The organism is Paenibacillus sp. FSL M7-1414, from assembly GCF_038003195.1.
GTDB classification, from domain to species: Bacteria; Bacillota; Bacilli; order Paenibacillales; family Paenibacillaceae; genus Paenibacillus; species Paenibacillus amylolyticus.
Genome location: NZ_JBBOOS010000001.1, coordinates 6,390,656 through 6,416,257, shown reverse-complemented (window position 1 = coordinate 6,416,257; position 25,602 = coordinate 6,390,656). Strand labels below are relative to the sequence as shown.

The following is a 25,602-nucleotide window of genomic DNA, read 5'->3' as shown; positions in this document are numbered from 1 at the left end:
ATTAACTCAGCCTGTTTACGGCTGGTATGGAAAGGATGCATGTAGACATGCAGCGAAAAATCAATCTTCTCCTGGTCCTGTTCAGCCTGATTGGCGGGGCAGTGGGCTTTGCGGCAGGAGAAATCATGCTGCGTCAATGGCTTGGGGAGATGCCACGTCTGTTGCTGATGGGATTATACTTTGGCGTACTGGCGCTGAGCGTTGGATTGTTCTGTTTGATCGCAGAGATGATCTCACCCAAGCTGAATGGCGCTTCATGGAAGCTCCGGTATCTGGGACTGTCGTGGAAATTGCTTGTTCCGGCAACACTGGCTCTGTTATTTGTTGTTGGACTCGCCCTGCAATTGTTGTATCAGATCAATCCGGGCGGTGTGAAGCAAGTGAAGGACATCGTACTGATGATCGATAACTCGGGCAGCATGAGCGAAACAGATCCAGATAACGGACGTTTTGAAGCCGCCAAGACACTAATCAGCCAGATGGAGAGTGACAAACAGGTAGCTGTCATTACGTTTGATGACCAACCGCAGTTGTTACAGCCGTTTATTGCGCTGGATAGTGAAGCGGCCAAGAATGAGGTTTATAGCAAAATCGATGGCATTGTCACGACTTCGGGAGGCACCAATTTTGATGCCGTGCTGCGGGAAGGCATGGAGCAGATTCAGGGCAAACAGGACCCGAAACGCGGTACCGTTGTCATCTTGTTATCCGATGGCTTCAGTGAAGCGGACACGACCGATATTTTGTCCCAATATAACAACGAACAGATCTCTATTAATACAGTCGGACTAAGCCTGGTGGACCCATCAGGTACGGATTTGCTACGTAATATTGCCCAGCAAACGGGTGGCATGTACTATGATGTACCGGATTCCGGTGGTCTGAATCTGGCATTCCAGCAGATCTACGATACGATTGATGAACGGACGCTGGTAACGGAGCGTACAGGCATGATGGAGCACAGCGTTTATCTGGCGATTTTCCGTGTAGCAGCAGTGTTACTGATTGGCGTGGCGCTGGGTGTGTCACTCGGACTCGTGTTTGATAACCGTCATCTCGCGCTCAGCTTTGGTATAGGCGGTGCGGTGTCGGGTCTACTGGCAGGGCTTCTGCTGGAGTGGGGACTCGACGGTTCGAACGTGGGGGATACATTCGTACGTCTTGGTGCGATGCTCATTTTGTCTGGCGTATTGACCCTCTTCTCCTGGATTGTTCCGATTAAGGAGAACACGCCGCGGAAGAGCAGGGGTCGTCGTGAAGCTGGTGGCGGAACTTCTTCTGCCGAAGGGTTTGGTCAGAGACCAAGAGATACACGCAGCAAAGGATTCTAACGTCGGGAGGTCAATGGAAATGCGGTTTACGGATGCAGACCCTTCGACACCCTTGATTCGAAAACTGACACTTGCGGTGAACGAAGGGCGTTGTACACTTCGCTGGCTCTGGCCGGAACGGGTAGAAGCTGTGTATGTGGAACGGCTGGAGCTGGATATGATGAGCGATGATCGTACCGGGGAAGAGCCTGCACAGGGCAAGCTGAAGCTGTACACAAGAGAGGAATATAAGGCGAGCAATGGTTACACGGATCGGATCACAGGTTTTGGTGCCATCAAGTACACCGTGTATGTGTGTCAGATGGAGGAAGAGGGACCTGTACTGATCCGTCAACGAGACGAGGACAACATGGTGATTGCAAGCGCAGGGAAGGCGGATATCCGCTTTTCCATTCGCTACAAGAGCGGTTTTTTTCAGAAACGAAAAAGTGTATTGATCACCGTCACAGCGGAAGTACCTGTTCCAAAGGAAGCACTCTGTTATGTTCGCAAACAGGGCGGGGTTCCGCTGAATAAGGAAGATGGTACGGTGTATCCTTTTGTGAGTGATTTTGCTCCCGGAAGAAATGAGATGCCGCCCGTTGAAGTTGCCAAGGATGATTATGTGCGATTATTCTTCACGGACGGACCGAAATATGGAGTCGCCTATCGGCTTATATCAGACTAGATAGTTGGACTAGCGATTGGAAGGTTACTCTGTCATCGTAGTGCAAGTGTAAATCACCTTAGTCTGACTGATCAGGGGAGGGGAGTGGCTATGAGCTTTTTTAGTCGGTTTTTGAAGAGACAACAGCCGGAGGAACGTCCGCTGTTTTATGATATTGTATGCCCTTATTGTTTCAGCAAGTTTTCACCGGAAGAGGTGGTGTTCCGCGCCGCCCATCACCGCGATGATGATGAGGACTACGCACTCGGGGAAGATGCGAAGTTGAATCGGTATCGCGAAAGGTTCGGACTCGACACGGTATTTGATATGGAGGCGGTATTGGCACCTCATGATGTACCGGAGGAACACCGGATTTATTCAGATAACATCGTGATGGGGCTGAACGATCGGTATGGTGTCGTTACACGTCGCCGGTTGTGTCCGCAATGTCATAACGAGCTGCCTGTTACGGCAGGTAAAGCACCGAGCAATATCATATCCATCATTGGTGCATCCCAGGTAGGTAAATCCGTCTACATGACTTCATTAATTCATACATTGCAGCATTATACGGCCGATCATTTTGACGCGGCTTGCATGCCATTGAATGCGGAGATCAGCCGCCGGTTCCGTGCGGATTATGAAGAACCATTGTTTGAACGGGGCGATCTGCTGGATTCCACACAGAAGGAAAAGTTGCAGGAGCCGTTTATCTTCCAGTTTGTGTTCAAGGACGAAGATAAAGCGCCGCTGACACTGGTGTTCTTTGACGTTGCGGGTGAAGGTATGGTGGAGCAGGATTATCTCGGACTTCACGGGCAACACATCAAGAACTCGGCAGGTATCCTGTTCATGGTGGACCCGCTTCAAATTCGATCGATTCGGGACAAAATCCGCATTAACCTTGGCAACGAGCCGGGAGAGTGGACACCACGATACGATGAACCACGTGACGTGGTACTGACGATGTTTGGAGATTTTATCGCGTATCAGGACAAAGCCAAAACGAATATTCCAACAGCCGTTGTGCTCACGAAAAGCGACATGCTGCATTCCCTCAAGGATGAAGAGGGGGATTATATCAAATCCAACAGTAATGTCTTCCGCAACATGGTGCACCGCGATTGGTTCGACTTAACCGAGTTCGAGAATATCGACGGGGAGATCCGGCGTTTTATCGAGAAGGTGGATCGCCCATTCAAGGGCACGATGGATGTGTACTTCAAGGATACAGCCTATTTCGCAGTCTCTGCGCTGGGTAGCAATCCGGTGGATATGAAATTGCAGGGTGTGGTTAGTCCGATTCGCGTGGATGAACCCTTCTTATGGCTATTGTACAAGCTGAAGTACATTGAGGGGAGAGTGGGATGATGCGTTCTTCCGTAACCCCGCCCATTGAACAACAGCTGTATACCCGGGAGCGGCGCGGGGTGTTTCGCACAACAGAGGGGTTTGATACGGTTGCGGCATCGCCGGGACTGGACCCTTCTTTTATCAAAAAAGTGCTTCACCCCTACTGTGTCTATGATGCTCCAGCGGAGCTAACAGGCCGTAGCGAGAAGGACGAGACGAAGTTTCCGGCTGCCATTCACCTGCTTCATCTGGAGAGTGGGGAGACAATCCTTGGGCAAAATGTGTACCAGTCTGCGGATTTCACCGGGCTGCGCAGTGCCTTTTTTGCACATAATTACGTCTTGTCTCCCGAACGCTCGGAAGAGCAGATGAAACAAGGCGGCTGGCTGGATGCCGTGTTCGCCACGTCCTATGACATCGAACAAGGTACAGTTCTGCCAGCACTTGCTGAATTGCCTATATCACCTAGGAGCGGACAGGGTGGGGCGACCGATGCTGGCGTAGGATCACCAACCCAAGTGCTGAGCACCTTGAAGATGAACGAAGTGCTGTTCAAGCGCCTGCTCTATGCGGTAATGCAGTCTGTAGCGACACGTAGAAAAGTATACATTGCGCTGGACCTTCCCGCAGAGGAAGTGACCGCAGGGGCCAAAGGATTGTTACGTTTGCTGTACACGGCTTTACCCTACGCATTCCGGCGGCAGCTGGGATTCATGACGTTTGCCAAGGAGCCACAGGCCAAGAAGGGCATCCACGTCCAGTTTGTTGAGCGAGGGACGTTACGTCCGAAAGACCGGAATACGGAGAAGGATTTCACCTTTGATCTGGTATCCGGCAGAGTGACACATGCGGATGCATCTGTGGCGAAGTTACCTTATGCAGAATTCGCTTGGGCCTTATTGCAGGAACCTGCGGCGGCGGATGCGTTCTATACGTTTGCGGATGAAATGATGTCCGGCATGGAACCTGGGCGGGAACTTTCCATTGAAGCATATGGCGAACTTGCGGTGTTCTATGGTCTTGAACAAGGCATGGAAGACCTCTATCTGGATAACAAAAGTCATGTCCTGAGTGGCTTGCTGACCTATTTGAAGCCGGATGGTGGATTGCAGCAACGTTCCCGTCTGAACGAGCTGTTCCTGACCTTGCTCAGCAGGGAACTGGACAGCGTGAAGCGTGAGAACGTACCCGAAGAAGACGTCGCAACTCGCATTGGCGAATATTTCAGTGTTGCCACGCCCGTGGTGCAATCCCGGATTGTGGACTATTTTATCTACGGTGTGAATAATGCCCGCGCCCAGAAGCGTATGCGTGCTGTGCAGGAATTGTATGCTGTGCTGGATCGGGATCCGCAGCTGAATCGGGCTTTCTTTGATAAAGTGCTGGCCAATGAATCGCTCACTAAGCTGTTGTTCGAGCCTTATCTGGACAATCAGCTGAAACGCACGGAATCGGCAGCGAACGTTGTGGAAGTGATCCGAAGATGGGTTACGTCCCATCCATCTGCGATCCACTACAGCTTCTTGCAGGAGCGGACAGCCAATGAGCTGCGTGAACGGTTATGTTCTGCGCCTAATCCGGTACAGTCTGCGAATGAAGCCCTCCAGCGTGTTAACATACTGGATCGGGTATCTGCTGATGTCACCTATGATACAGGCATTACGGCACGAATTGGTCAATCTGAAGCTACAGCCCGTCCTAATCGCAAAGGGGGATCTCCGTCTGCCAGTCAAGATCCGGCATATCAGGAGGAGTTAACCCGCCTTGCAGACAAGCTTGCTTATGTCATTAACCTGTTTATGATTCAGGATCTGGATCTGGAACGGGTTAACCGTGAACAGCTATTAAGCATTGATATTTTGCAGCATGGCAATGAGGTTCAGGATTGGGCGGCACGTCAGGGTTCTGATGTATCTGCTCGAACGAACATGATGCTGGCTGCGAGAGTGTGGCTTAGTGGCGAGGGGAATGAAGAAGAGGCATTGGAGGCACTTTCCCTGGCAGAACGCAATGAACTTCAACGCTGGACGCGTCGCTGGCTTGCCGGAGAGCTACAGGCTCATCCGGGGATTGCGGCATATGAAGCTTTGCCGATGGCTTTTTATAGGGGAGGAAGCGGCAGCAATCGGTTGGATTATCCTGGCCTGATTGAATTCATCCGCACCAATGCAAGTCGTGCTGAAGGGCTGTATCCATTCTTCGAATGGTCAGGAGATCATCGGATGTTTGTCCGGGGTTCCAATGCGCATAAAGGATATGCGGATGCCATCGTGGCGTATTTCAAAGCCCATGACCGTGAAGCATTCAAGTCGAAGTCAGCTTTCAAACCGTATTACGTGAGAGCCAGCAAGACAATGAAACCGGTCTATGACCGTGCGAAGACGGAATTGTCCTCTCCACTGGTGCGGATGCTAACGGGTAAAAGGAAAAATCTGTTCGGATTAATCCTCTTGATCCTGGTTCTGGGTATTGCTGGCGGTACATATGCATGGATGAAAGATTCTGTAGAGCCGCCAGCGGCATCCCCTCCATCTACCCAGGAGCCTGTCATACCGGCTGAACCCGAGGTGCAGCTCGCGGAGCAGATTGCTTATATGATTCCTGCGAGTGAGCAGGAGGGTACGCAATCACCTGCTCAACTGGTGATCCGTTTCAGGAACGATACGGGAAGCACTGAGTTTGAGCAAGGCAAACTTCAATTGACGATGAAAGATGGCAGCACGCAGGAGTTGGATGCTACAGGCAAGTGGGAGAGTTTTAATCGGAATGAGGAGCCAGATACCCAAGTTCCTTCCGATGGTGGTTCAGGAAGTACTTCCGAAGGAAGCACGGATGGTTCTTCAGCGGGAAACATAGAGCAGACGGAGGATGGCGATCAGCAGGCCGATCCTTCAACATCGGGTGATTCCACTTCAGATCCTGCTACTGATACAACAACGGATACAGGGACGAATGCACCGTCTAATGCTGGGAGTGGAGACACGGAGCAAGGTACGGATGCCGATCAAGCTACTGGTTCCACATCGCCTGACACATCTGTATCCAATGAACAGGATGCGAACACTCCTGCACAGATGTCTATTGGAGAGGTAGATCGTCTCTATCCGTATGGATTGCAGATCGATCTTCCAGCGAATATGGATGCCGAGAGTATTGCCAGTGTGAAGAGTACGCAGGGCAGTATGACTGTAATTCAATTGATGCCTCAGCCGAAGCTGTAAGTTATTTTATATGAGCATATTGCATAGATTCATTAAGTGTCTTTTGATCCAATAATTAAAAATGCTGACTTCATACCTTATTAAACGAGCGTATGTGAGATGACCTTGAACTTTAGATTTCAAGGTCATCTTTTTTTATTTGATATGGCGAATATATAGCAAACACATGAAAAAAACTCACACATTCACAATTCGGACACAAAATTTGCGATTCAAGAGTTTGAAAAACAGTCAGAAGTGATAAAGTGCGCGAAATGAATGAGAAAAGATCTCATGTGTACTTGGGAAAAGAGAGGAATTTCTGCTACAGAAAGAGCAAATAAAGCACGAAAAGAGAAGAAAATTTGGTTTTTTATGTTGACAAATGATAATGATTATCAGTATCTTTAGTGTAGAAGATATTTGCGTCGGAAATCACAGAATTACAATTTCGTTTTTGTTGTCATAGCCGGATTACATAACCGGGATAAATGAGAGAGGGATGATCGCATGTTTCGTCTGGAGACGACCAAGCTGGATATCGCTTATGAGGAAAGACTAATTGTAGAGGATCTGAATATTCAGATTCCCCAAGGAAAAATTACAGCACTTGTTGGAGCCAATGGTTCAGGGAAGTCAACCATCCTGAAAACGATGGCACGTATTATGGCTCCAAAAGCAGGTAATGTATTGCTCGACGGGAAGTCCATCCATAAACAGTCCACGCGTGAAGTTGCCAAGCAACTTGCGATTTTGCCACAGAATCCAACAGCCCCTGAAGGTCTTACCGTTACTGAATTGGTATCGTATGGTCGCTTTCCTTATCAAAAAGGATTTGGCTCCATGCGTGCGGAAGACAAACGTATGATTGAATGGGCTATCGAAGTGACAGCCATGACTGAATTCCATGATCGTCCGATTGATCAACTGTCCGGTGGACAGCGTCAACGTGCCTGGATTGCCATGGCACTTGCCCAAGAAACAGATATCCTTTTCCTGGACGAGCCGACTACGTTCCTGGATATGGCTCACCAGCTCGAAGTATTGCAATTACTGGAGCAACTGAATGCCACAGCCAACCGTACCATTGTTATGGTTGTGCATGACTTGAATCATGCTTCCCGCTATGCACATCACATGATTGGTATCAAAAAAGGTAAAGCCATTGCTCATGGTTCACCTGTAGAAGTTATGAATTCGGATGTGCTTCGTGAGGTATTCAACATTGAAGCAGATATCGTGATTGATCCGCGTTCCGGTGTACCGCTCTGCTTGCCTTACGCTCTTGCAGGCGAACGCCAGCAATCGAAGACGCCAGAGCAGCTGGTCATGAACAGTGCGATGGTTCATGCTGGAGGACGGGCAGAACCACGTGTTCAAGCGACAGGAAGTTAACGAAATGGGCCATATGTGGGTCCTTACATTATAGAATGAAGCCGCTGTGCGCTATCGCACGCGGCTCTTTTGCATTCATGGGGGATTTGCAATGCATGGGAGCAAAGGGGACGGGTAGACCCTGGATTTGGTAATCGCATCGGATCAGGTCTATAATAATAAGACAGGCTGTGAGTTCATTGGTTATGCCAACATGCTCGCAACAGCCCAAACCAACATATGTCATGGGAGGAATCAGTCATGTCCGTATATTCATATCAGGCGGTAACCACCGCGAACCAAGAAGTCTCACTGGATCTGTATCAAGGTAAAGTATTGGTCATTGCCAATACAGCCAGCAAGTGTGGGCTGACCCCGCAATACGGTGAATTGCAAAAGCTCTATGATCGTTATCGCGATCAAGGCTTGGTTGTACTGGGTTTCCCTTGTAACCAGTTTGGAGGGCAGGAGCCAGGTACAAGTGAGGAAGCAGAATCATTTTGCCAGATTAACTATGGTGTGAATTTCCCGGTGTTTGCCAAGGTAGACGTGAATGGTGAGGACACTCATCCCCTGTTCCAATACCTGAAGGAGCAACAACCTGGCGTAGGTGAAACAAGCGACATCCAATGGAACTTCACCAAGTTCCTTGTTAACCGTGAAGGTGAAGTGGTAGGTCGTGTTGAACCGAAAGAATCTCCGGAGACAATGATTGCAGATATCGAGAAATTGCTCGGTTAATACATGAACGTTGAGAAGCCTGTCCTTGCATAAGCAAGGATGGGCTTCTTTGATTATTTTATATACGCGGATTTATTCTCTTCACAGGTAGGAGTCGGATCCATGAAATCAACCCTGTAATGAAAATTGAAGCCATTTATTTTTTGTACAAGTAAAACATGAATGTAAGAGAGGACTCTAACTTTATACGTCCACACTGTGTTCATACAGGGATCACGGAAGCCATTACATAGCATAAACCCGCCCAAATCCGGGGACAATGAAATCAATACAATGAAGGGAAGAAAGGCTTAAATACAGGGAAATGACCTCCTTCGACAAACTTTTTTTGCTCAACCTATTGCAATGTGAAAAATATCACATTATAATGAGTGTATAAAGTGAAATAAATCACATACACAGTTTCGAACAAGAAGTGAAATGTTTCACAACCATAACAACATTATATTCAAACTCATTTATATATTTCGAGGAGGAACTTTTAATGAAAATCGCAGTTATCGGATGTACACACGCAGGAACCGCAGCCATCGTAAATACCGCTAAATTGTACCCGGATGCTACCATCACCGTTTATGAGCGCAATGACAATATCTCCTTCCTATCTTGTGGCATTGCACTCTACGTAGGTGGGGTTGTGAAAGACCCTGACGGCTTGTTCTATTCTTCTCCTAATCAACTGGCAGAGCTTGGTGTTGAGACTAAGATGCTTCATGAAGTAACAGCAGTAGATGCCAAGGGCCATACCCTTCAGGCTAAAAACCTGCAAACCGGGGAAGAATTTGAAGATACGTTTGACAAACTAATCGTGACAACGGGGTCATGGCCTGTCGTTCCGAAGCTTGAAGGCATCGAGATGGACAACATTTTACTTTGCAAAAACTACAATCATTCCAACACGATTATTGAAAAAGCCAAAGATGCCAAACGTGTTACCGTTGTAGGTGCAGGATATATCGGCGTAGAACTGGTTGAGGCTTTCCAGATGAACGGCAAGGAAGTTACCCTGATCGACAGTGTGGACCGTATTTTGAACAAATACTTGGACCCTGAATTCACGGATGCGATTGAAGATACGTTGACTGGACGCGGCATCAAACTGGCTCTTGGTCAAACGGTACAGAAGTTTACTGGTGAAAATGGCAAAGTGACTAAGGTGATCACGTCCAAAGGAGAGTTCGAAACCGATCTGGTTATTCTGTGCATTGGTTTCCGTCCAAATACAGAGCTGCTCAAAGGCCAAGTGGATATGCTACCAAACGGCGCAATCATCGTGGATAAATATATGCAAACGAGTCAAAAAGACGTCTTCGCTGCGGGTGACAGCTGTGCTATTCATTACAACCCAACAGGCAAAGCATCTTACATTCCACTGGCAACCAACGCCGTGCGGATGGGTACACTCGTAGCCCGTAACCTGGTTCGTCCTACGACACCGTATATGGGTACACAAGGAACATCGGGTATCAAAATTTATGAGCAAAATATCGCGGGTACAGGGATGACGGAAATGTCTGCTGCTGACGAAGGCCTGATTGTTGAATCTGTCGTACTGGAAGACAGCTACCGTCCGGAGTTTATGCCAACGGCTGAGAAACTGTTGCTTAAAGTGGTATATGAGCAGGCTACTCGTCGGATCGTTGGAGCACAGGTGATGTCTCAGGTTGATCTGACCCAATCGATTAATACGATCTCGGTCTGCATCCAAAATAACATGACCGTAGATGAGCTGGCCTTCATCGACTTCTTCTTCCAGCCACATTACAACAAACCATGGAACTTCCTGAACACGGCTGGTCTGCAAGCACTGCCTCCAATAAAAGTAAAAGCACCAGCAATGGTGTAAGGAAGCAGAATAGATGGTTGAACAGAGGGCATGATAAACGCCATACAAAGATAAGTCATGCTTGTCCGTAAATAAGAGGAGTACAATAACTGCCAAGATTACGAAACAAGGCGGATGATTATAAAGGAAAAGAAGACTGGCGAGTATATCGTCAGTCTTTTTTGTGATTTTTTTAGCTACAAAAGGCCTTACTACACTCTTGCTGACTTAACTATTCAAAGACGCTCTGAAAGTATCTTTTTAAACAACATTGTGATAATTTGCACAAAGTTTTGCGCAGTACCAAGATACAATTGAGATATGGTATTCAACGCATAAACAATGAAATTCAGGTCGTTTTTCCAAACGATGAACAATGAAGGAGAGGATGAATGATATGGCAGCAAAAACACCTCTTGAGGTTGCACAATATACGGCGCAAACAGGAATGAAGAAGGCTCAATATCCGGTGTCTTCTGTACTGGTGCTTAGTTTTCTGGCAGGGGCTTTTATTGCGCTGGGGTTTCTACTGGATATTCGGGTGATTGCTTCTGCGCCAGCTGAGTGGGGAAGTCTGGTCAATCTGATTGGAGCAGCAGTGTTCCCGGTTGGATTAATCTTGGTACTCATCGGTGGTGGAGAGCTGCTGACAGGTAACATGATGGCAGTTCCACTTGCTACGATTGCAAGAAAATTATCTGTGGGTAGCATGTTGAAAAATCTAACCTTAGTGACGATTGGTAATTTTGTTGGAGCTTTGTTTGTCGCGTACGCGTTTGGACATGTGCTGGGTCTGACCGGAGAAGGTGTATATCTGGCGAAAGTGGTGGATATGGCTGGGCATAAGCTGCATGACGGCTTCTTGCAAGCTTTCATCTCTGGCATCGGATGTAACTGGCTGGTCGCGCTGGCCGTGTGGTTATCTTATGCTTCGGATACGATGAGTGGCAAGGTACTGGGCATTTGGTTTCCAACGATGGCATTTGTGGCGATTGGATTCCAGCACGTTGTGGCCAATATGTTCCTCATCCCGGCGGCAATCTTTGAAGGACATTATTCGTGGGGTCAATATGTGATGAATTTCATTCCGGTATGGCTCGGGAATCTGACTGGTGGTGCTCTGTTTGTAGCTGCAGCCTATTGGGTGGTGTACCTGCGCCAAGCTGAGCCAAAAGTGAAGCCGGAGATAGCAACGTCGATCGAAGCTGTGGAGACGGAGGCTAGAGTGATGTTGAGCAAACAAGCATAGTGGGCACAGCGAGGTATGGATACACGTGTATTAGAAGTGAAGACGATTCTGATCTTGCTCGGTTCATGGCGAATATGCTGTGATGGAGCAGGGCGGGATCGTTTTTTTTGTATGAGGTCCTTGTTGGAGTTTAACGCAAAATAAATTCGCCATGACAAGGTTCGGGGGAACGAAACCTGTTCATGGCGAATTTCGGGAGTGGTCCATGATATGGCATGAGGAGGAAGTGGGGAAACACTAGCCTAATGCCTTATTTTTAATTTACCCCTGAATTCTGAAGTTGAATCAAACTCAAAAACATTTTTTTGAAAATAATTTAAAGCCGCCATAGCGGCGAATATGAAGCAAAAACATACTGTTCTCTTTGCGCGATAACCTCGAAGAAGATATGATATAGGGATAGCTTTTAAAGAGGGGAGCCTTACGATGATCGATCAGGAGAATGGTGTATTTGCGGCGGTGTGCCCGCTCGACTGTCCGGACACTTGTGGTCTGTTATTACATAAAGAGAACGGCAAAATTGTGAAGGTGGCAGGCAATCCGGATCATCCGATCACCAAGGGTGCCATTTGTAATAAAGTCAGAAATATGACCGAGCGGGTATATCACCCCGAGCGTCTACAATATCCGATGAAACGTGTAGGAGCCAAAGGTGAAGGCAAGTTCGAACGAATTAGTTGGGATGAAGCGATTCGCGAGATTACGACCAAATTCACTGCATTGTCCAAAACCTACGGCCCGGAGAGCATCCTGCCCTACAGCTTTTACGGTAACATGGGCATTCTCGGCGTAGACGGTATGGATCGGCGTTTCTTCAATGCGCTTGGTGCGAGTGTACTGGAGCAGACGATCTGTAACTCCGCTGGAAATACCGGCTGGAAATATACGATGGGTGCCAATCGGGGAACGGTGCCGGAAGATACGGAGCATGCGGATCTCATCCTGGTGTGGGGTGGTAATATCGTCAGTACAAATATGCATCAGGTCGTTTTGGCGGAGAAAGCCCGTAAAAAAGGCGCCAAGATCGTCGTCATCGACGTTCATCGCAATCGCACGGCCCAGTGGGGCGACTGGTTTATTCCGCTGTATCCGGGCACGGACAGCGCACTGGCGCTGGGTTTGATGCATGTGCTATTCGAACGGGGACTAACGGATGAAGCGTTTATGCAAAAGTATACGATAGGTCATGAGGCACTACGTGATCATGTCCGCAGTTACACCCCTGAACGTGTTGCACGCATTACGGGCGTGCCGGAGGAAACCATTGTGGAGCTGGCCGAACTATACGGCAACGCACAAGCAGCTCATATTCACATCGGCAATGGCCTCCAGCACCATGATAATGGGGGGATGAACGTGCGTAGCGTTGCATGTCTGCCTGCGATTACAGGGCAGTGGCTGAAGCAAGGCGGCGGTGCCGTTCGCACTAACAGCTACGCGAGCACAAATAGCGACGCGCTCGAACGTCCGGAGCTGCGGCAGAATCCGGAGCCGCGAGTGGTGAACATGAACCGGATTGGTGAAGCGTTGCTGGAAGCAGAGCAGCCAATCCGAGCGATGATGGTTTACTGCAGCAATCCACTGGTTGTGGCACCGGATACCGAGCGGGTGGAGCGAGGTTTTGCACGGGAAGATCTGTTCACGGTTGTACACGATCTGTTCATAACGGATACCGCGAAATATGCAGATATTGTATTGCCAGCCACATCTTCATTTGAAGCGACGGACCTGTACACCTCTTATTGGCATCAGTACGTTCATCTGCAAGAGCCGGTGATTGCACCGATTGGGGAGAGCAAGAGTAATGTGGAACTGTTCTCACTGCTTGGGCAGGCTATGGGGTACGATCCTGCAATCTTCGGAGAAACACCGGAGCAGATGATTAAGGATGCACTCCAGGATACAGGCAATCCTTACATGAATGGAGTTACGTTAGAAGGACTGAAGGAACACCGATTCGTGAAGCTGGATATGACACCACATGCTGCATTTCTGGATCAGCTGCCTACGCCTTCAGGCAAAATCGAGTTGTATTCGGAGACAATGGAACAGCGAGGGCTTCCGCCGCTCCCTACCTATAGCGCTCTGATTGAAGGATATGATGGGGAGAATCCGGCTGGACCTGCCGATACTTATCCGCTGATGTTCCTATCGCCGCCGAACCATAATTTCCTGAACTCCACCTTTGGCAATTCAGCCAAACACCAGCGTTTGGAAAAGATGCCTCTTTTGCAAATGCACCCTGAGGACGCTAGCCGCAGAAACGTGGAGGATGGAGATGCAGTAGTCGTATGGAATGATCGTGGGCGTATCGAACTTACCGCCAAGGTGAGTGAAGCCATGCTGCCGGGAACCGTCATCAGCCAAGGTTTATGGTGGGATGGTGACGGCAAGAAGCAGCGAGCGAATTCACTGACGTCCAATCGCTTGTCGGACATGGGGAACGGGGCGACCTTTTTCTCGGCCACTGTTGAAGTGAAGCGTCAATGAGTGTGCTTGCAGCGTGATTTTTTGAGGTAAGATGAACAAAGGCTAGAATTTGAGCAGGATTAAAGTGCAATAGATGTAACACTTCATAAAACCTTCGCTCTGGCTGGTTATGGTTAGCCGTCAGGGCAAAGGTCTATTTTGTATGGCTCTTTGTTTGTGCAGAGGTACTAAGGAGAATGAATTAACGATGATGAGATGGCTGGATAACTATCCAAAAGAAGTGAGAATATTTTTATTAGCAAGTCTGGTTAACGCAACAGGCAGTGCACTGATGTGGCCGCTGACCACCATGTATGTGTTTGATGAGCTTGGACGGACGATGGCTAACGCGGGTTTTGTGATCCTCATTCAGTCACTGGGTGGCATCTTTGGACAATTGCTTGGTGGTTCGTTGTATCACAGAGTAGGCGTGAAGAAGCTGATCATTGGTTCACTGGCGCTTAATGCGTTAGGTTTGTTTGCGTTGCCGTGGATTAGTGCGTATTGGGTCGTATTTATATGTGCCATGGGCTGGATTGGGCTGTTCAGTTCATTGTCGCTGCCAGCGATTCAGGCCTTTATTGGCTTCCGGTTTACGGAGCGACGCGGTGAATTATTCAATATTATCTATGTGGCGAACAATATTGGGGTGGCGATTGGTACGGCGCTGAGTGGTTTTCTGGCTGACTTTTCCTATCACCTCAGCTTTGTACTGAACGGAGTGACCTCAGCCGGGTTTGCAATTTTCTTCTGGTATTATCTGTCGCGGGTCGAACCGGATCAGGGGGAAGTACATCTGACCAAACGCAAAACCGTCCCCGATGGGCCGGGCGTCTGGGCATTGCTGGGTAATACCCGATTATATCTGTTTATGAGCTTGGGCGTGCTCTTCCTGTTATTCGGCAACTCCATCTGGAACACAGGTGTGTCCCCGTATATCATTTCTGAGGGTATGGAAAAAAGAATGTACGGTCTGCTCTGGACCCTGAACGGGGTGCTGATCTTTGTGGGCCAACCTTTTACCAGCTGGGTGAAACGGACCATGGCCCGTACCTCCACTGCCCAGATGACCGCGAGTGCGGTATTCTATGGCATGGCCTATATCGTCATGATTACCATGTACAGCTATCCAGGCATGGTGCTTGCAATGGTACTTGCCACGTTTGGAGAGATGTTGATCTCCCCTGCAACACCTGCGTTTATCTCGGAGCATGCGGGCAGGGCGGCGCCTTTTTACATCGGAATATCGGGTGGGATCGGTGCGGTTGGACGGGTTATCGGCCCCTATGCGATGGGGGTCATGTATGACAAACAGGGACTTATTCCGGTAGCGTGGCTGGCAACAGGCACAGCAGTTATTGCGGTACTTGGTTTTGTGTTGCATGCGGTGTTGAACCGTAATCGTGAAGTGAAGGAGTATGGAATGGACGCCTAACAGATCTCATCGGGTTGGATAGGATGCGGAAGGAAGAACGAGTTGAAGTGGACGGTAAATCCACTGTAATCTGTCTGCTCATTCGTAAATTATAGTTGACAAAAAATATATTTATGCTATAATTTACATATAAAAATATTCCGTATATAATAAGATTCTCCTGGCCAGGGGAATCTTATTTTTGTTTGTACGGGAGGAATAAGTATGAAGCAAAATGAATCCAGTATCACATCATTGATTTCGACTTTTGGCCGAGCCTATCACAGCCAACATGACACACCCCTCATTTTCGATGATTTTATGGCGAAATTGCTGATCTCTCCTCAAGAGTTTTCAGATATCAGCAATAACATGGTTAGAGGCATTCATTTTTTCAACCCGGATATGGCTCACGAGCTCAAGGACGACCCGGAAAAGGTTCTAAAATGGATTACCCAGGTACAGTTATCTCCAATAACTCTGGCTAGGGCCGCTTACTGTGAGCATGTACTTTTGCATGAAGTCGCGTTGGGATTGAAGCAGGTAGTCATTCTTGGCGCCGGGATGGATACGTTTGCTTTGAGGCATCCGGAATTGGAGGACACGCTGGATATCATTGAAGTGGATTATCCGGCTACACAGCAATTCAAGAAAGAGCGGCTGAATCAGGCCGAGCTGACTATTCCGGACAATCTTCACTTTGTACCCATGGATTTTACGCGTGAGCTTTCGAATGACAGCTTGACTATTGAAGGTTTGAAGAAACGGAAGACGTTGGCTAGTCTCTTGGGTGTTTCGTATTATTTGCCCCAAAATGATCTGTTTAACGTGATTCGTCATGTGTTTGCGAACCTGCCATCCGGAAGCTCTATAGTTCTGGATTATGCAGATGAGCACCTTTTTGAGGAAAAAGGAATGTTTAATCGGGTTGAAAATATGATTAAATTGGCTGCAATGGGTGGTGAGCCCATGCAATCCGGCTACGCATATGTGGAGATGGAGGCCTTACTTGATGAAGCAGGGCTACTTATTTATGAGCATCTGACTCCCGAGGCGATTCAGGAACAGTTTTTCCAGGATCGAATTGATCATCTAAGGGCATTTGAAACGATACATTTCATTCACGCAGTAAAAAAATAAATCGATCCGGGCATGTAAGTCACCTATATAGCCCGCATTTGCATAGTAGCGGCAAACCTTCACCCTGTGGCAGGGTGAAGGTTGTTTGGTTTGATCAAAGGAACAGCACAAACCATGATTCTGTAGCCAATAACATCACACGTGATACAAATGTTCAACAATCAGACTTGTTAGGGTGCAATTCCATGTCATTCAATGTCCTCCCCTCTATTTGTGCATAATGCCCATATAATAGAATGGAACTGGTTAAAGGCAGGAGGATGCATACGATGTACAAGGTTTTGCTGGTTGATGATGAATTTATGATCTCGGACGGGATCTCCAGTGTGGTGAACTGGTCCAGATTAGGAACAGAACTGATCGGCATTGCTCAAGATGGATTGGAAGCGCTTGCTTCAATCGAGCGGCAACGCCCGGATATCATCATCTCGGACATCCGCATGCCGGGAATGGATGGGTTACAGCTGGTTGAAGCTGTGGCAGAGAAGTATCAGCATATCTCGTTTATCATGCTCACGGGTTTTACGGAGTTCGAATATGCGAAAACGGCCATGCAGTATGGGGTGAAGCACTATTTGCTTAAGCCCTGCAGCGAGGAGCATCTTGTACAGGCTATCAGTGAATTGGTCAGTGAGAAGCGAGAGTTAACCGATCAGGAGCGTTTTGTGCAGTCGATCCAATATAATCTGGAGCGTGTACTGCCGCATGCCAAGGAATATTTTCTGAAAGAGCTAGTCACGAACAGAACATACGGGGTCAAGGAATGGAAGTATTTCGAGGAATTATTCGATGTACAGTTTCAGGATCAGCGTGTGCGGTTGCTGCTGGTAGAGATTGAGGGGGATCATGAGTATTTGCACTTGTTCGCGGTGAAGAACATTGCCGAAGATATTTTTCACAATCCCATCTTAAGTGCCACGGTTGGAAGGCATGTGCTACTAATCATGGAGGACAAGTTGTCTGAAACGCAGTTGTTCCATAATATCGATGAGATTCGCGCCACATTTACCCGATATTATCATGATGATCTCACGATAGCGCTAAGCGAGCCAGGAGACCTCTCGCAGGCACGCCATTTGTACATGCAGACGCTGGTTTATCTCAATTACCGCTTTTACCTCGGTGAGGGCAGTCTCATTATGGAACGGGATATTTACTCTCCCGGAGAACGCATTCTTCCTGAATTCGAATACGATCCGGAGCGGATGGTTACTGCAATCAAGGCGGGACACTGGCAGGAAGTGGGATCAGAGCTGAACCGGATGTTTCAGCTGCTTGCCAGCTTGCGATACGATATATCCCAAACGAAGTCTTATCTTATTCAGATGTTTATGGAGATGATTCGACTCAGTGGCTCTGCCGAGATGAAAAGGTATATGGACCAGTTGCCAGGCATGATTGAATCCAGCACCCTGCATTCTTTTCAACAGTTTTTGCTTGCCGTTGGCAAGGAAATCACCCTGCGTCGCTATGAACAACATCGCTCCAGACAATCGCAGATGGTAGGCAGTGTGAAACAGTTGGTAGAGAAACGCTACAAGGACGAGACATTAACACTCCAGTCCATCGCTGGGGAAATATACATGAATCCAGACTACATCGGCAAAATGTTCAAAAAAGAAACCGGTGAGAAATTTACGAACTATGTGTTAAGTTACCGCATCCGTAAAGCTTTGGAGCTTCTGGATCAGAACGGGAACTGCACTGTATCCTCGCTTGCCGAGCAGACAGGGTTTGGTGCCAACTGGCCGTATTTCAGCAAAATGTTCAAGAAATACACGGGTTTCTCCCCTTCCGAGTATAAAAAAGTACCCTAAGACAGCGTTGCTGTCGCTTCTACATAGCTAATCTTTATATCCGATCTACATCTAATCTGTGATCGGGCCCTGTACGCCATTCATCGGCAGCAGGGTCTTTTTTTGTCGGACGGAACTCGGTTTTGAACATCCATTTATCGGAAATGAGCATGGGAAGAAAAGGCGCACGCTTCTATCATTAGAAGTGTCATGTTAGTGAATGAACATCGAGAGTGGAGGTTGAGTGGATGGAGCTGAATCGAAGCCGGGGGATTGAACCTGGGCGTTTGAAGCCAGCTGGCAAATGGAGTTCGGTGAAAAAGGAACTTGTCCGCAACAGATACGTTTATCTGATGCTCGTTCCTGTGGTAGCCTACTATCTGATTTTCAGCTATGGGCCAATGTACGGGCTACTGATGGCATTTCAGGAATCCTACAACCCGATCAAAGGAATCTTGGCAGGGGAATGGGTCGGATTTGACAACTTCACCATGTTTTTTGAAAGTTATTATTTCTGGCGACTGATTAAGAACACACTGATTTTAAGTTTTTACAGTATTGTGTTTGGTTTCCCGGCTCCGATTCTACTAGCACTGCTACTGAATGAAGTCCGGAAGAAGTGGTTCAGAGGTGCAGTACAGACCATCAGTTATATGCCGCATTTTATTTCGGTTGTCGTCGTGGTTGGAATGTTGAAAACGTTCTCATCTCTGGATGGTGGGTTATTTAACGTCATTCGTGACTTTTTTGATCTGCAGCCGATTATGTTTTTGGCGGAAAAAGATATGTTCCGTCCGATGTACATCCTGTCCAACATATGGCAGGGCGCAGGCTGGGCCTCGATTATCTTTTTGGCAGCGCTCAGTGGTATTGATCCTCAATTGTATGAGGCTTCCAAAATTGACGGTGCAGGCCGCTGGAGACAGCTGTTACATATTACACTGCCGGGCATTATGCCCACGATTGTGATCATGTTAATTCTGCGTATGGGGGCGGTCATGAACGCGGATTTTCAGAAAATATTGCTGATGCAAACGGCACCGACCTATGAGACATCGGATGTCATATCCACCTTTGTTTATCGATCCGGTATTTTGGAGGGGAACTATACGTACTCAACCGCCATCGGACTATTTAACGGCGTCATTAATTTCGCGCTGCTCATTATCGCAAACGCGATCAGCAGAAAGCTTAACTCAACCAGTCTATGGTAATCGGAAGGTGAAGCGATGAAACAGTCTATAGGGGAACGACTTTTTGATGTATTTAATACACTGCTGCTCTTGGTGATCATGGTTTTATGCTTGTACCCGATGCTGTACGTGTTCAATTCTTCAATCAGCGACCCGGACCAGATGCTGCGTTCCCGTTCACTGATGCTCATTCCTGAAGGTTTTCAGCTGGGAGCGTACAAGTCGGTATTTCAGGATACTCGCATCTATACGGGATATATGAACACCTTGTTCTATGTTGTGGTGGGTACCGCTATTAATCTGCTCATGACTTCACTGGCTGCATATGGGCTGTCACGCGGTGATCTGATGGGCAGAAAAACGCTGATGAAATTAATTACGTTCACGATGTTCTTCGGTGGGGGTATGATTCCGACTTTTCTGCTGATTCAGAATCTGAGCATGGTGGATACCCGTTTTGCGCTTATTATTCCGGGTGCCATCAGCACATTCTATTTCCTCATTATGAAAACAAACTTTGAAGGCATCCCGATCAGTCTGATCGAATCGGCGAAGCTTGATGGTGCCAATGACTTTCTGATTTTGTTCCGAATTGTACTGCCTTTGTCAAAGCCAATCCTGGCGGTCATGATGCTGTATTATGCGGTTGACCATTGGAATGATTATGTCGGACCTATGCTCTACCTGCGCAGTCAGGAGTTATATCCAATACAGATTATTATGCGTGATATTCTGATCAGCAGCAGTACGGAGGCCATGGGCGCTGGCGCTGATACCGGCTTTGCCATTGGGGAGAACATCAAATATGCGACTATTATTATCTCCACGCTGCCGATTATGCTGGTATATCCGTTCATCCAACGTTATTTTGTTCAGGGCGCTCTAATCGGTGCTGTGAAACAATAAAAAATGTAATCTATGGAGGCGAATTACGTGAAAAAAAGAATGGGGTCCATCCTGTTGTCATCGCTACTTACCATGTCTTTACTGGCGGGCTGTACGGGTGATAATGAACCAGGTAACGCAGAGCCAGCAGAGGGAACGGAACCTGCGGTTCAGGCGTTGACCGAGATTCCGCTACCGATTACAAGTGAGCCATTTACCATTGATTACTGGCGCGCCAATGATGCCAAACTGACAGCTTCCTTGAACAATTTTGGCGATATGGCGGCTTATAAGGAAAAGGAGAAGCTGACAGGCATCAAAGTGAAGTTTACACATCCTCCGCTTGGACAACAGCGTGACCAATTCAATCTGTTGATCTCCACGAAAGAGCTACCGGATGTCATTTATTATAACTGGGCAGATGCCGTTGGCGGACCGGAAAAAATGATCAAGGATGGTCGGATCATCCGATTGAATGAATTGATCGACAGTTATGCACCAAACTTAAAGCGGATTATTGAATCCGATCCGGATGTGAAAAAGCAGATTGCACTCGACGATGGAACGATCTATATGTTCCCGCTGCTGAAGCTGGATGCATTGAAGCTGAATGCCACTTCAGGTTTAATTATGCGCCAGGACTGGCTTGATAAATTAAATCTCAAAGTACCTACCAACATTGATGAGTGGTATACGGTGCTTAAGGCATTTAAGGAACAGGACCCTAACGGCAACGGCAAGCCAGATGAGCTACCATTCACCGGAAACTGGGGACCGGGCAACCTGACCAAGCTCCATGATTTTGCCGCGGCATTTGGTGTCATTGGTGGTTTCCAGATGAATGGAGACAAGGTGGAGTTTGGACCGATTCAGCCGGGCTACCGTGATTTCTTGGAGACCATGGCCAAGTGGTACAAAGAAGGGCTGATTGATCCCGAGATCATGACCAATGACGGTAAAGCTTTCGATTACAAGGTTACCAGCAATCTGGCAGGCGCATATCAGGGTGGTGTGTTCAGCGGCATGGGGAAATACTTTAATCTGATGAGAGATACGGATCCGAACTTTAACGTGACGGGTGTACCATGGCCTGTATCTCCGGATGGAACTTCGTATGCGACATTTAATCTGGACGCTAAAGTGTTGTCTTATGGTGAGGCTATTACGGCTTCCGCAGACGAAGACAAATTGAAATACATTGTACAGTGGATGGACTACAACTATAGCGAAGAGGGTAGTGATCTGTTCAACTTTGGTATCGAAAATGACAGCTATGTTCGTGACGGGGAAGGTGTCAAATTCACAGATACCATCATTGATAATCCGAACGGTCTAACGTATGACCAGGCACTGGCTTCCTATGCCTTATCCATTATGGACGGTCCAATCAATCAGGATAGTCGTTATCTGGATGCATTATTATTTGACGATGGACAGCGTGCGGCAAATGCGGAATGGATGAAAGCAAGCTCAGCATTAACGCTTCCTCCAATTCGTTTGTCAACAGATGAGGTGACCACAAGTACGTCCATCATGAGTCAGGTGAATACGTATTTGAATGAGACGATGACTGCCATTATTAGCGGACAGAAGCCGATCACCGAATTTGACAAGATGGCCGAAACAATCAAGAGCATGGATATTGACCGGGCGATTGAGGTTCATCAGGCTGCGTATGATCGATATCAGTCCAAATAATACGTGAGAAATCGAGCGCTAAAACTTTGGGGAAACCTTCCTGTATGTGATATACCTAGTAGTATCACGTGGTTCAAAGGAGCGCTTTGGTCATGACAGCCTACCGCAAACTCAGCATCAAAATGAAAATGTTTCTGATGATTATGTTCATGATGGCGTTTGTCATCATCCTCGCGTTTGGGTCCTTGTATTATACGTACTCGGTGTATGACAAACAGCTGTTTGATAAGTCGTCCCGACTTCTGAACCTTTCTTCGTCTACAGTGGATGTTGAACTTCAGAAGTTGGAAGCGTTATCATTAAACATGATCTCCGATACGCAGATTCAAAGAGCCTTGAAGTCGTTGCTGGACGACGATAGCGCATATTCAAGCTTTATTGAACGAAAAAAGATCACGGATCGGCTATGGGAGCATATTAGTGGGGCTGCACGATATGTGCAGTCCGTTCATCTGATTGATTCCAGGGGAAGAGTCAATAAATATGGCGAGACACTAACCGTATCTCAGGAAAAATATGATCGGATGATTGCGGCTGCGGAGCAGGCCAATGGTGCAGTGCGCTGGTTATACCCGGATGACGATGACCCGATGCTGGTTATGGTGCGTCAAGTGCGAGCCTATGAACCGATGACCCTGGAACCGGTAGGCATACTGTTTCTGCGTATTAATATCGAGCGACTCGTCGAGGAGTATGCGGGCATCGATAGCCAGGACAGTGACATTATTTTAAAAGCAGGTAGTGATGTGGTGTATCCTTATCGCCAGCTTCCAGAAGCGGTGTCCGCCGGACTGAATCCACTTCCAGGCAGTGGGGGATATGAGATCAAGAATCTGGATGGGAGGGAGATATTTCTTTCCCAGAAGAAATCCGCATACACCGACTGGGTGTATTATAATATGGCCTCTTATGATGAAATTTTTGAACGCATTATATGGTTGAAAAATATACTGATCGTCGTTTATCTTATCGCCATTCTGGTTGTTCTCGCGCTTGGTATGGTGTTCGCACGCAGTCTGACAAGGCCGATCAGGCAGCTCATCAGTCAGATGAAGGAGGTTCAGTATGGGGATCTGGAGAACATAGACGCCAATCTCTCCATTCCAACGCACCAGCACATGGATGAACTGGGGTTACTACAGCGTACGTATCGACTGATGATTACACATATTAATACATTGATCAAAGAAAATTATGCAAGCCAGTTGGTCATTAAAGAAACGGAGTTCAAGGCGCTACAGGCGCAGATCAATCCCCACTTTCTGTATAATGCGCTGGATTCGATCCATTGGCTCGCCAAAAAGAACAGGCAGGAGCAAATCTCCAGTATGGTGCTGTCACTTGGGTATTTGCTGCGTTCCTCCATCAGCTTCAAACAAAATATCATTACCATTGCCGAAGAGCTGGAGATCGTCAATCATTACATCACCATTCAGACCTACCGTTTCCGGCAACGGCTGGATTTCCGTATGGATGTGCCCGCTCCTTATCTGGGGTGTGCCATTCCAAAGTTGACCCTACAGCCATTACTGGAGAATGCAATCCAATACGGTTTGGAACCACAGGTTGGATCATGTCTGATTCGAGTGTATGCCGAGATATCCGGTGGCAAGCTGGCTCTTATCGTGGAGGATCACGGCCCCGGCATGGAACCCGAATATGTGGAACAGGTGCTGCGCGGTGAAGTGAAAACCAGAGGCACAGGTATTGGTCTACTGAATATCAGGGAGCGGGTACGTCTGGCTTTTGGCGAAGAATATGATGTTCTGCTGGAGAGCAAGCCGGGGCATGGAACTAGAGTAATGGTGCTGCTGCCACCCCCATCACCAGGTAAGGAGGAGAAGTTATGGGAAGATGGATGCGAATGATAGGCATACTCTGCCTTATGCTGACTCTTCCTGGCTGCGTGAACCAGTTGGATCAAAGGCCAGGCATGATTGTGGAAGAAGAGCCGATAACGCTACGAATCGCTTGGTGGGGTGGAGAGTTCCGCAACAATGCAACGATTGCCGTTATCAACCTGTATGAGAAGTTGAATCCACATGTGAACATTGAATACGAATATAGCAGTTTCAACGAATACTGGAGAAAACTTGCCCCACATGCAGCAGGCAATGCGTTGCCCGACATTATCCAGATGGACATCTCCTATCTGTCCCAGTACAGCTCGCTGCAACTGTTGGAGGATATGACGCCGTACATGCAGAGCGGACTGATTGACGCGACAGATATTGAGAAGGAACAGCTGGAGAGTGGTAGCCTGAATGGAAAAACCTATGGTCTCAGTTTGGGGGTTAACGCCATGCTCAGCATCTATGATCCGGAAGTGTTAAAGGCCAATGATATTGAATTGCCAACGGATACGTGGACATGGGCGGATTTTGACCGGATGGGCGAGCAATTGCTCGGGAAAGGCATCTATCTGGGAACCTATTTTACGCCGGAACAGTTTTTCGCGTATTACTTGAGACAGTATGGTTCCAAGCTATACGCGGAGGATGGCAAGAGGTTGGGTTATGAGGATGATGGGCTGTTTATTGAGTACTTTGGCAGGATGCAGAAGCTCGCGGAAAAGAAACTTATTTTTGCACCGGATATCTGGACATCAGACATTGGCCAGCCTGATAACGACCCGTTTTATCTGGGAGAGGCTTTGTTTAGTTGGGGGTATTCCAACCAATTTATCAGTACCGCTCAGCGTTATGGCAAACCCTTGACCATCTCCCCAATGCCTGGGCCAAACAGCCAGGATGGATTGTTCTTGAAGCCAGGCATGTTTTTCTCCATGGCGGGTAATTCCAGACATAAGGAGGAAGCTGCCAAGTTCATCAGCTTTTTTGTGAATGATTTGGATGCCAATCTGCTGCTCAAAGGGGAGCGGGGTGTGCCCGTCTCATCCAGTGTCAAAGCGCGGATGAAGCTGGTGGTTGAACCGGAGCTGGCGCAGGTGTTTGATTATATCGATTGGGTTGCGGATAACAGCACTCAGATGGACCCGCCTGATCCCGTAGGTGCGCCAGAGGTCACTGCGGTATTACGTGAGTTGTATGATCTGCTGCTGTTTGGCAAAATTACGCCTGAGCAAGCGGCGGTGGAATTTCGTGAACGGGCGAATGCCATTCTGGGTGGGAAGTTATAAGAATGGACTAGATCATATATGTATTTAATGGACTTGGGGCTGTTGTCGTTCACAAGCTCAACCTTCATTCTACTCGGGTGAGGGTTTTTGTTATGGAATGGTGTATATTTCCTCTAGTATAATGAAAATGGGTAGTTGTCCTATCTGTA

At 47.8% G+C, this 25,602-nt stretch carries 17 protein-coding genes; all 17 read left to right on the top strand.

Annotated elements, in window-relative coordinates:
* The first annotated feature begins 47 nt into the window (after positions 1 to 47).
* The 17 genes from MHH92_RS28010 (at position 48) to MHH92_RS27930 (ending at position 25,453) form a co-directional block, all read left to right on the top strand.
* A complete protein-coding gene (locus MHH92_RS28010; RefSeq protein ID WP_017691845.1) occupies positions 48 to 1,331 on the top strand; it encodes a vWA domain-containing protein in 1,284 nt (427 codons plus the stop codon).
* 19 nt (positions 1,332 to 1,350) lie between these two features.
* Complete coding sequence (locus MHH92_RS28005; RefSeq protein ID WP_340907301.1) at positions 1,351 to 1,998, top strand: beta-mannanase; 648 nt, start codon at positions 1,351 to 1,353, stop codon at positions 1,996 to 1,998.
* A gap of 90 nt (positions 1,999 to 2,088) precedes the next feature.
* Positions 2,089 to 3,348: a TRAFAC clade GTPase domain-containing protein gene (locus MHH92_RS28000; RefSeq protein WP_024632789.1), complete on the top strand. Its 1,260-nt coding sequence runs from the start codon at positions 2,089 to 2,091 to the stop codon at positions 3,346 to 3,348.
* Positions 3,345 to 6,551 carry a GAP1-N2 domain-containing protein gene (locus MHH92_RS27995; RefSeq protein WP_340907300.1) on the top strand — a complete coding sequence of 1,069 codons (3,207 nt, stop codon included), beginning with the start codon at positions 3,345 to 3,347 and terminating at the stop codon, positions 6,549 to 6,551. Before MHH92_RS28000 ends, MHH92_RS27995 begins: the two co-directional genes overlap by 4 nt.
* A gap of 489 nt (positions 6,552 to 7,040) precedes the next feature.
* Positions 7,041 to 7,925: an ABC transporter ATP-binding protein gene (locus tag MHH92_RS27990; protein ID WP_036612750.1), complete on the top strand. Its 885-nt coding sequence runs from the start codon at positions 7,041 to 7,043 to the stop codon at positions 7,923 to 7,925.
* Between the two features lie 240 nt (positions 7,926 to 8,165).
* The gene (locus MHH92_RS27985) at positions 8,166 to 8,645 is read left to right on the top strand and encodes a glutathione peroxidase (protein ID WP_047840764.1); all 480 of its coding nucleotides are present in this window, start codon (positions 8,166 to 8,168) and stop codon (positions 8,643 to 8,645) included.
* Positions 8,646 to 9,129: 484 nt separating this feature from the next.
* A complete protein-coding gene (locus MHH92_RS27980; protein WP_340907299.1) occupies positions 9,130 to 10,491 on the top strand; it encodes an FAD-dependent oxidoreductase in 1,362 nt (453 codons plus the stop codon).
* A gap of 376 nt (positions 10,492 to 10,867) precedes the next feature.
* Positions 10,868 to 11,719, top strand: a complete 852-nt coding sequence (locus MHH92_RS27975) for a formate/nitrite transporter family protein (protein WP_315370521.1) — start codon at positions 10,868 to 10,870, stop codon at positions 11,717 to 11,719.
* A 426-nt stretch (positions 11,720 to 12,145) separates the two neighbouring features.
* Complete coding sequence (locus tag MHH92_RS27970) at positions 12,146 to 14,209, top strand: molybdopterin-containing oxidoreductase family protein (protein WP_340907298.1); 2,064 nt, start codon at positions 12,146 to 12,148, stop codon at positions 14,207 to 14,209.
* Between the two features lie 190 nt (positions 14,210 to 14,399).
* Entirely contained in the window at positions 14,400 to 15,623 is a 1,224-nt protein-coding gene (locus MHH92_RS27965; RefSeq protein ID WP_340907801.1) for an MFS transporter, read from the top strand.
* A 204-nt stretch (positions 15,624 to 15,827) separates the two neighbouring features.
* Positions 15,828 to 16,742, top strand: coding sequence for a class I SAM-dependent methyltransferase (locus MHH92_RS27960; RefSeq protein WP_340907297.1), 915 nt, complete (start codon positions 15,828 to 15,830; stop codon positions 16,740 to 16,742).
* 269 nt (positions 16,743 to 17,011) lie between these two features.
* Positions 17,012 to 18,559 (top strand): response regulator, encoded by a 1,548-nt coding sequence (locus MHH92_RS27955; RefSeq protein WP_340907296.1) that lies wholly within the window; start codon positions 17,012 to 17,014, stop codon positions 18,557 to 18,559.
* A 332-nt stretch (positions 18,560 to 18,891) separates the two neighbouring features.
* Positions 18,892 to 19,752: an ABC transporter permease gene (locus tag MHH92_RS27950; protein WP_235193717.1), complete on the top strand. Its 861-nt coding sequence runs from the start codon at positions 18,892 to 18,894 to the stop codon at positions 19,750 to 19,752.
* A gap of 15 nt (positions 19,753 to 19,767) precedes the next feature.
* Positions 19,768 to 20,637, top strand: coding sequence for a carbohydrate ABC transporter permease (locus MHH92_RS27945; RefSeq protein ID WP_340907295.1), 870 nt, complete (start codon positions 19,768 to 19,770; stop codon positions 20,635 to 20,637).
* 27 nt (positions 20,638 to 20,664) lie between these two features.
* Complete coding sequence (locus MHH92_RS27940) at positions 20,665 to 22,314, top strand: ABC transporter substrate-binding protein (RefSeq protein WP_340907294.1); 1,650 nt, start codon at positions 20,665 to 20,667, stop codon at positions 22,312 to 22,314.
* A 92-nt stretch (positions 22,315 to 22,406) separates the two neighbouring features.
* A complete protein-coding gene (locus MHH92_RS27935) occupies positions 22,407 to 24,182 on the top strand; it encodes a sensor histidine kinase (RefSeq protein WP_340907293.1) in 1,776 nt (591 codons plus the stop codon).
* Positions 24,161 to 25,453 (top strand): ABC transporter substrate-binding protein, encoded by a 1,293-nt coding sequence (locus MHH92_RS27930; RefSeq protein WP_340907291.1) that lies wholly within the window; start codon positions 24,161 to 24,163, stop codon positions 25,451 to 25,453. The genes MHH92_RS27935 and MHH92_RS27930 overlap by 22 nt, the downstream gene beginning before the upstream one ends.
* Positions 25,454 to 25,602: the final 149 nt, after the last annotated feature.

Bases quoted from the DNA above. Each gene is read 5' to 3' on its own strand.
- MHH92_RS28010 (WP_017691845.1), top strand. From the start codon at position 48: ATGCAGCGAAAAATCAATCTTCTCCTGGTCCTGTTCAGCCTGATTGGC.
- MHH92_RS28005 (WP_340907301.1), top strand. From the start codon at position 1,351: ATGCGGTTTACGGATGCAGACCCTTCGACACCCTTGATTCGAAAACTG.
- MHH92_RS28000 (WP_024632789.1), top strand. From the start codon at position 2,089: ATGAGCTTTTTTAGTCGGTTTTTGAAGAGACAACAGCCGGAGGAACGT.
- MHH92_RS27995 (WP_340907300.1), top strand. From the start codon at position 3,345: ATGATGCGTTCTTCCGTAACCCCGCCCATTGAACAACAGCTGTATACC.
- MHH92_RS27990 (WP_036612750.1), top strand. From the start codon at position 7,041: ATGTTTCGTCTGGAGACGACCAAGCTGGATATCGCTTATGAGGAAAGA.
- MHH92_RS27985 (WP_047840764.1), top strand. From the start codon at position 8,166: ATGTCCGTATATTCATATCAGGCGGTAACCACCGCGAACCAAGAAGTC.
- MHH92_RS27980 (WP_340907299.1), top strand. From the start codon at position 9,130: ATGAAAATCGCAGTTATCGGATGTACACACGCAGGAACCGCAGCCATC.
- MHH92_RS27975 (WP_315370521.1), top strand. From the start codon at position 10,868: ATGGCAGCAAAAACACCTCTTGAGGTTGCACAATATACGGCGCAAACA.
- MHH92_RS27970 (WP_340907298.1), top strand. From the start codon at position 12,146: ATGATCGATCAGGAGAATGGTGTATTTGCGGCGGTGTGCCCGCTCGAC.
- MHH92_RS27965 (WP_340907801.1), top strand. From the start codon at position 14,400: ATGAGATGGCTGGATAACTATCCAAAAGAAGTGAGAATATTTTTATTA.
- MHH92_RS27960 (WP_340907297.1), top strand. From the start codon at position 15,828: ATGAAGCAAAATGAATCCAGTATCACATCATTGATTTCGACTTTTGGC.
- MHH92_RS27955 (WP_340907296.1), top strand. From the start codon at position 17,012: ATGTACAAGGTTTTGCTGGTTGATGATGAATTTATGATCTCGGACGGG.
- MHH92_RS27950 (WP_235193717.1), top strand. From the start codon at position 18,892: ATGCTCGTTCCTGTGGTAGCCTACTATCTGATTTTCAGCTATGGGCCA.
- MHH92_RS27945 (WP_340907295.1), top strand. From the start codon at position 19,768: ATGAAACAGTCTATAGGGGAACGACTTTTTGATGTATTTAATACACTG.
- MHH92_RS27935 (WP_340907293.1), top strand. From the start codon at position 22,407: ATGACAGCCTACCGCAAACTCAGCATCAAAATGAAAATGTTTCTGATG.
- MHH92_RS27930 (WP_340907291.1), top strand. From the start codon at position 24,161: ATGGGAAGATGGATGCGAATGATAGGCATACTCTGCCTTATGCTGACT.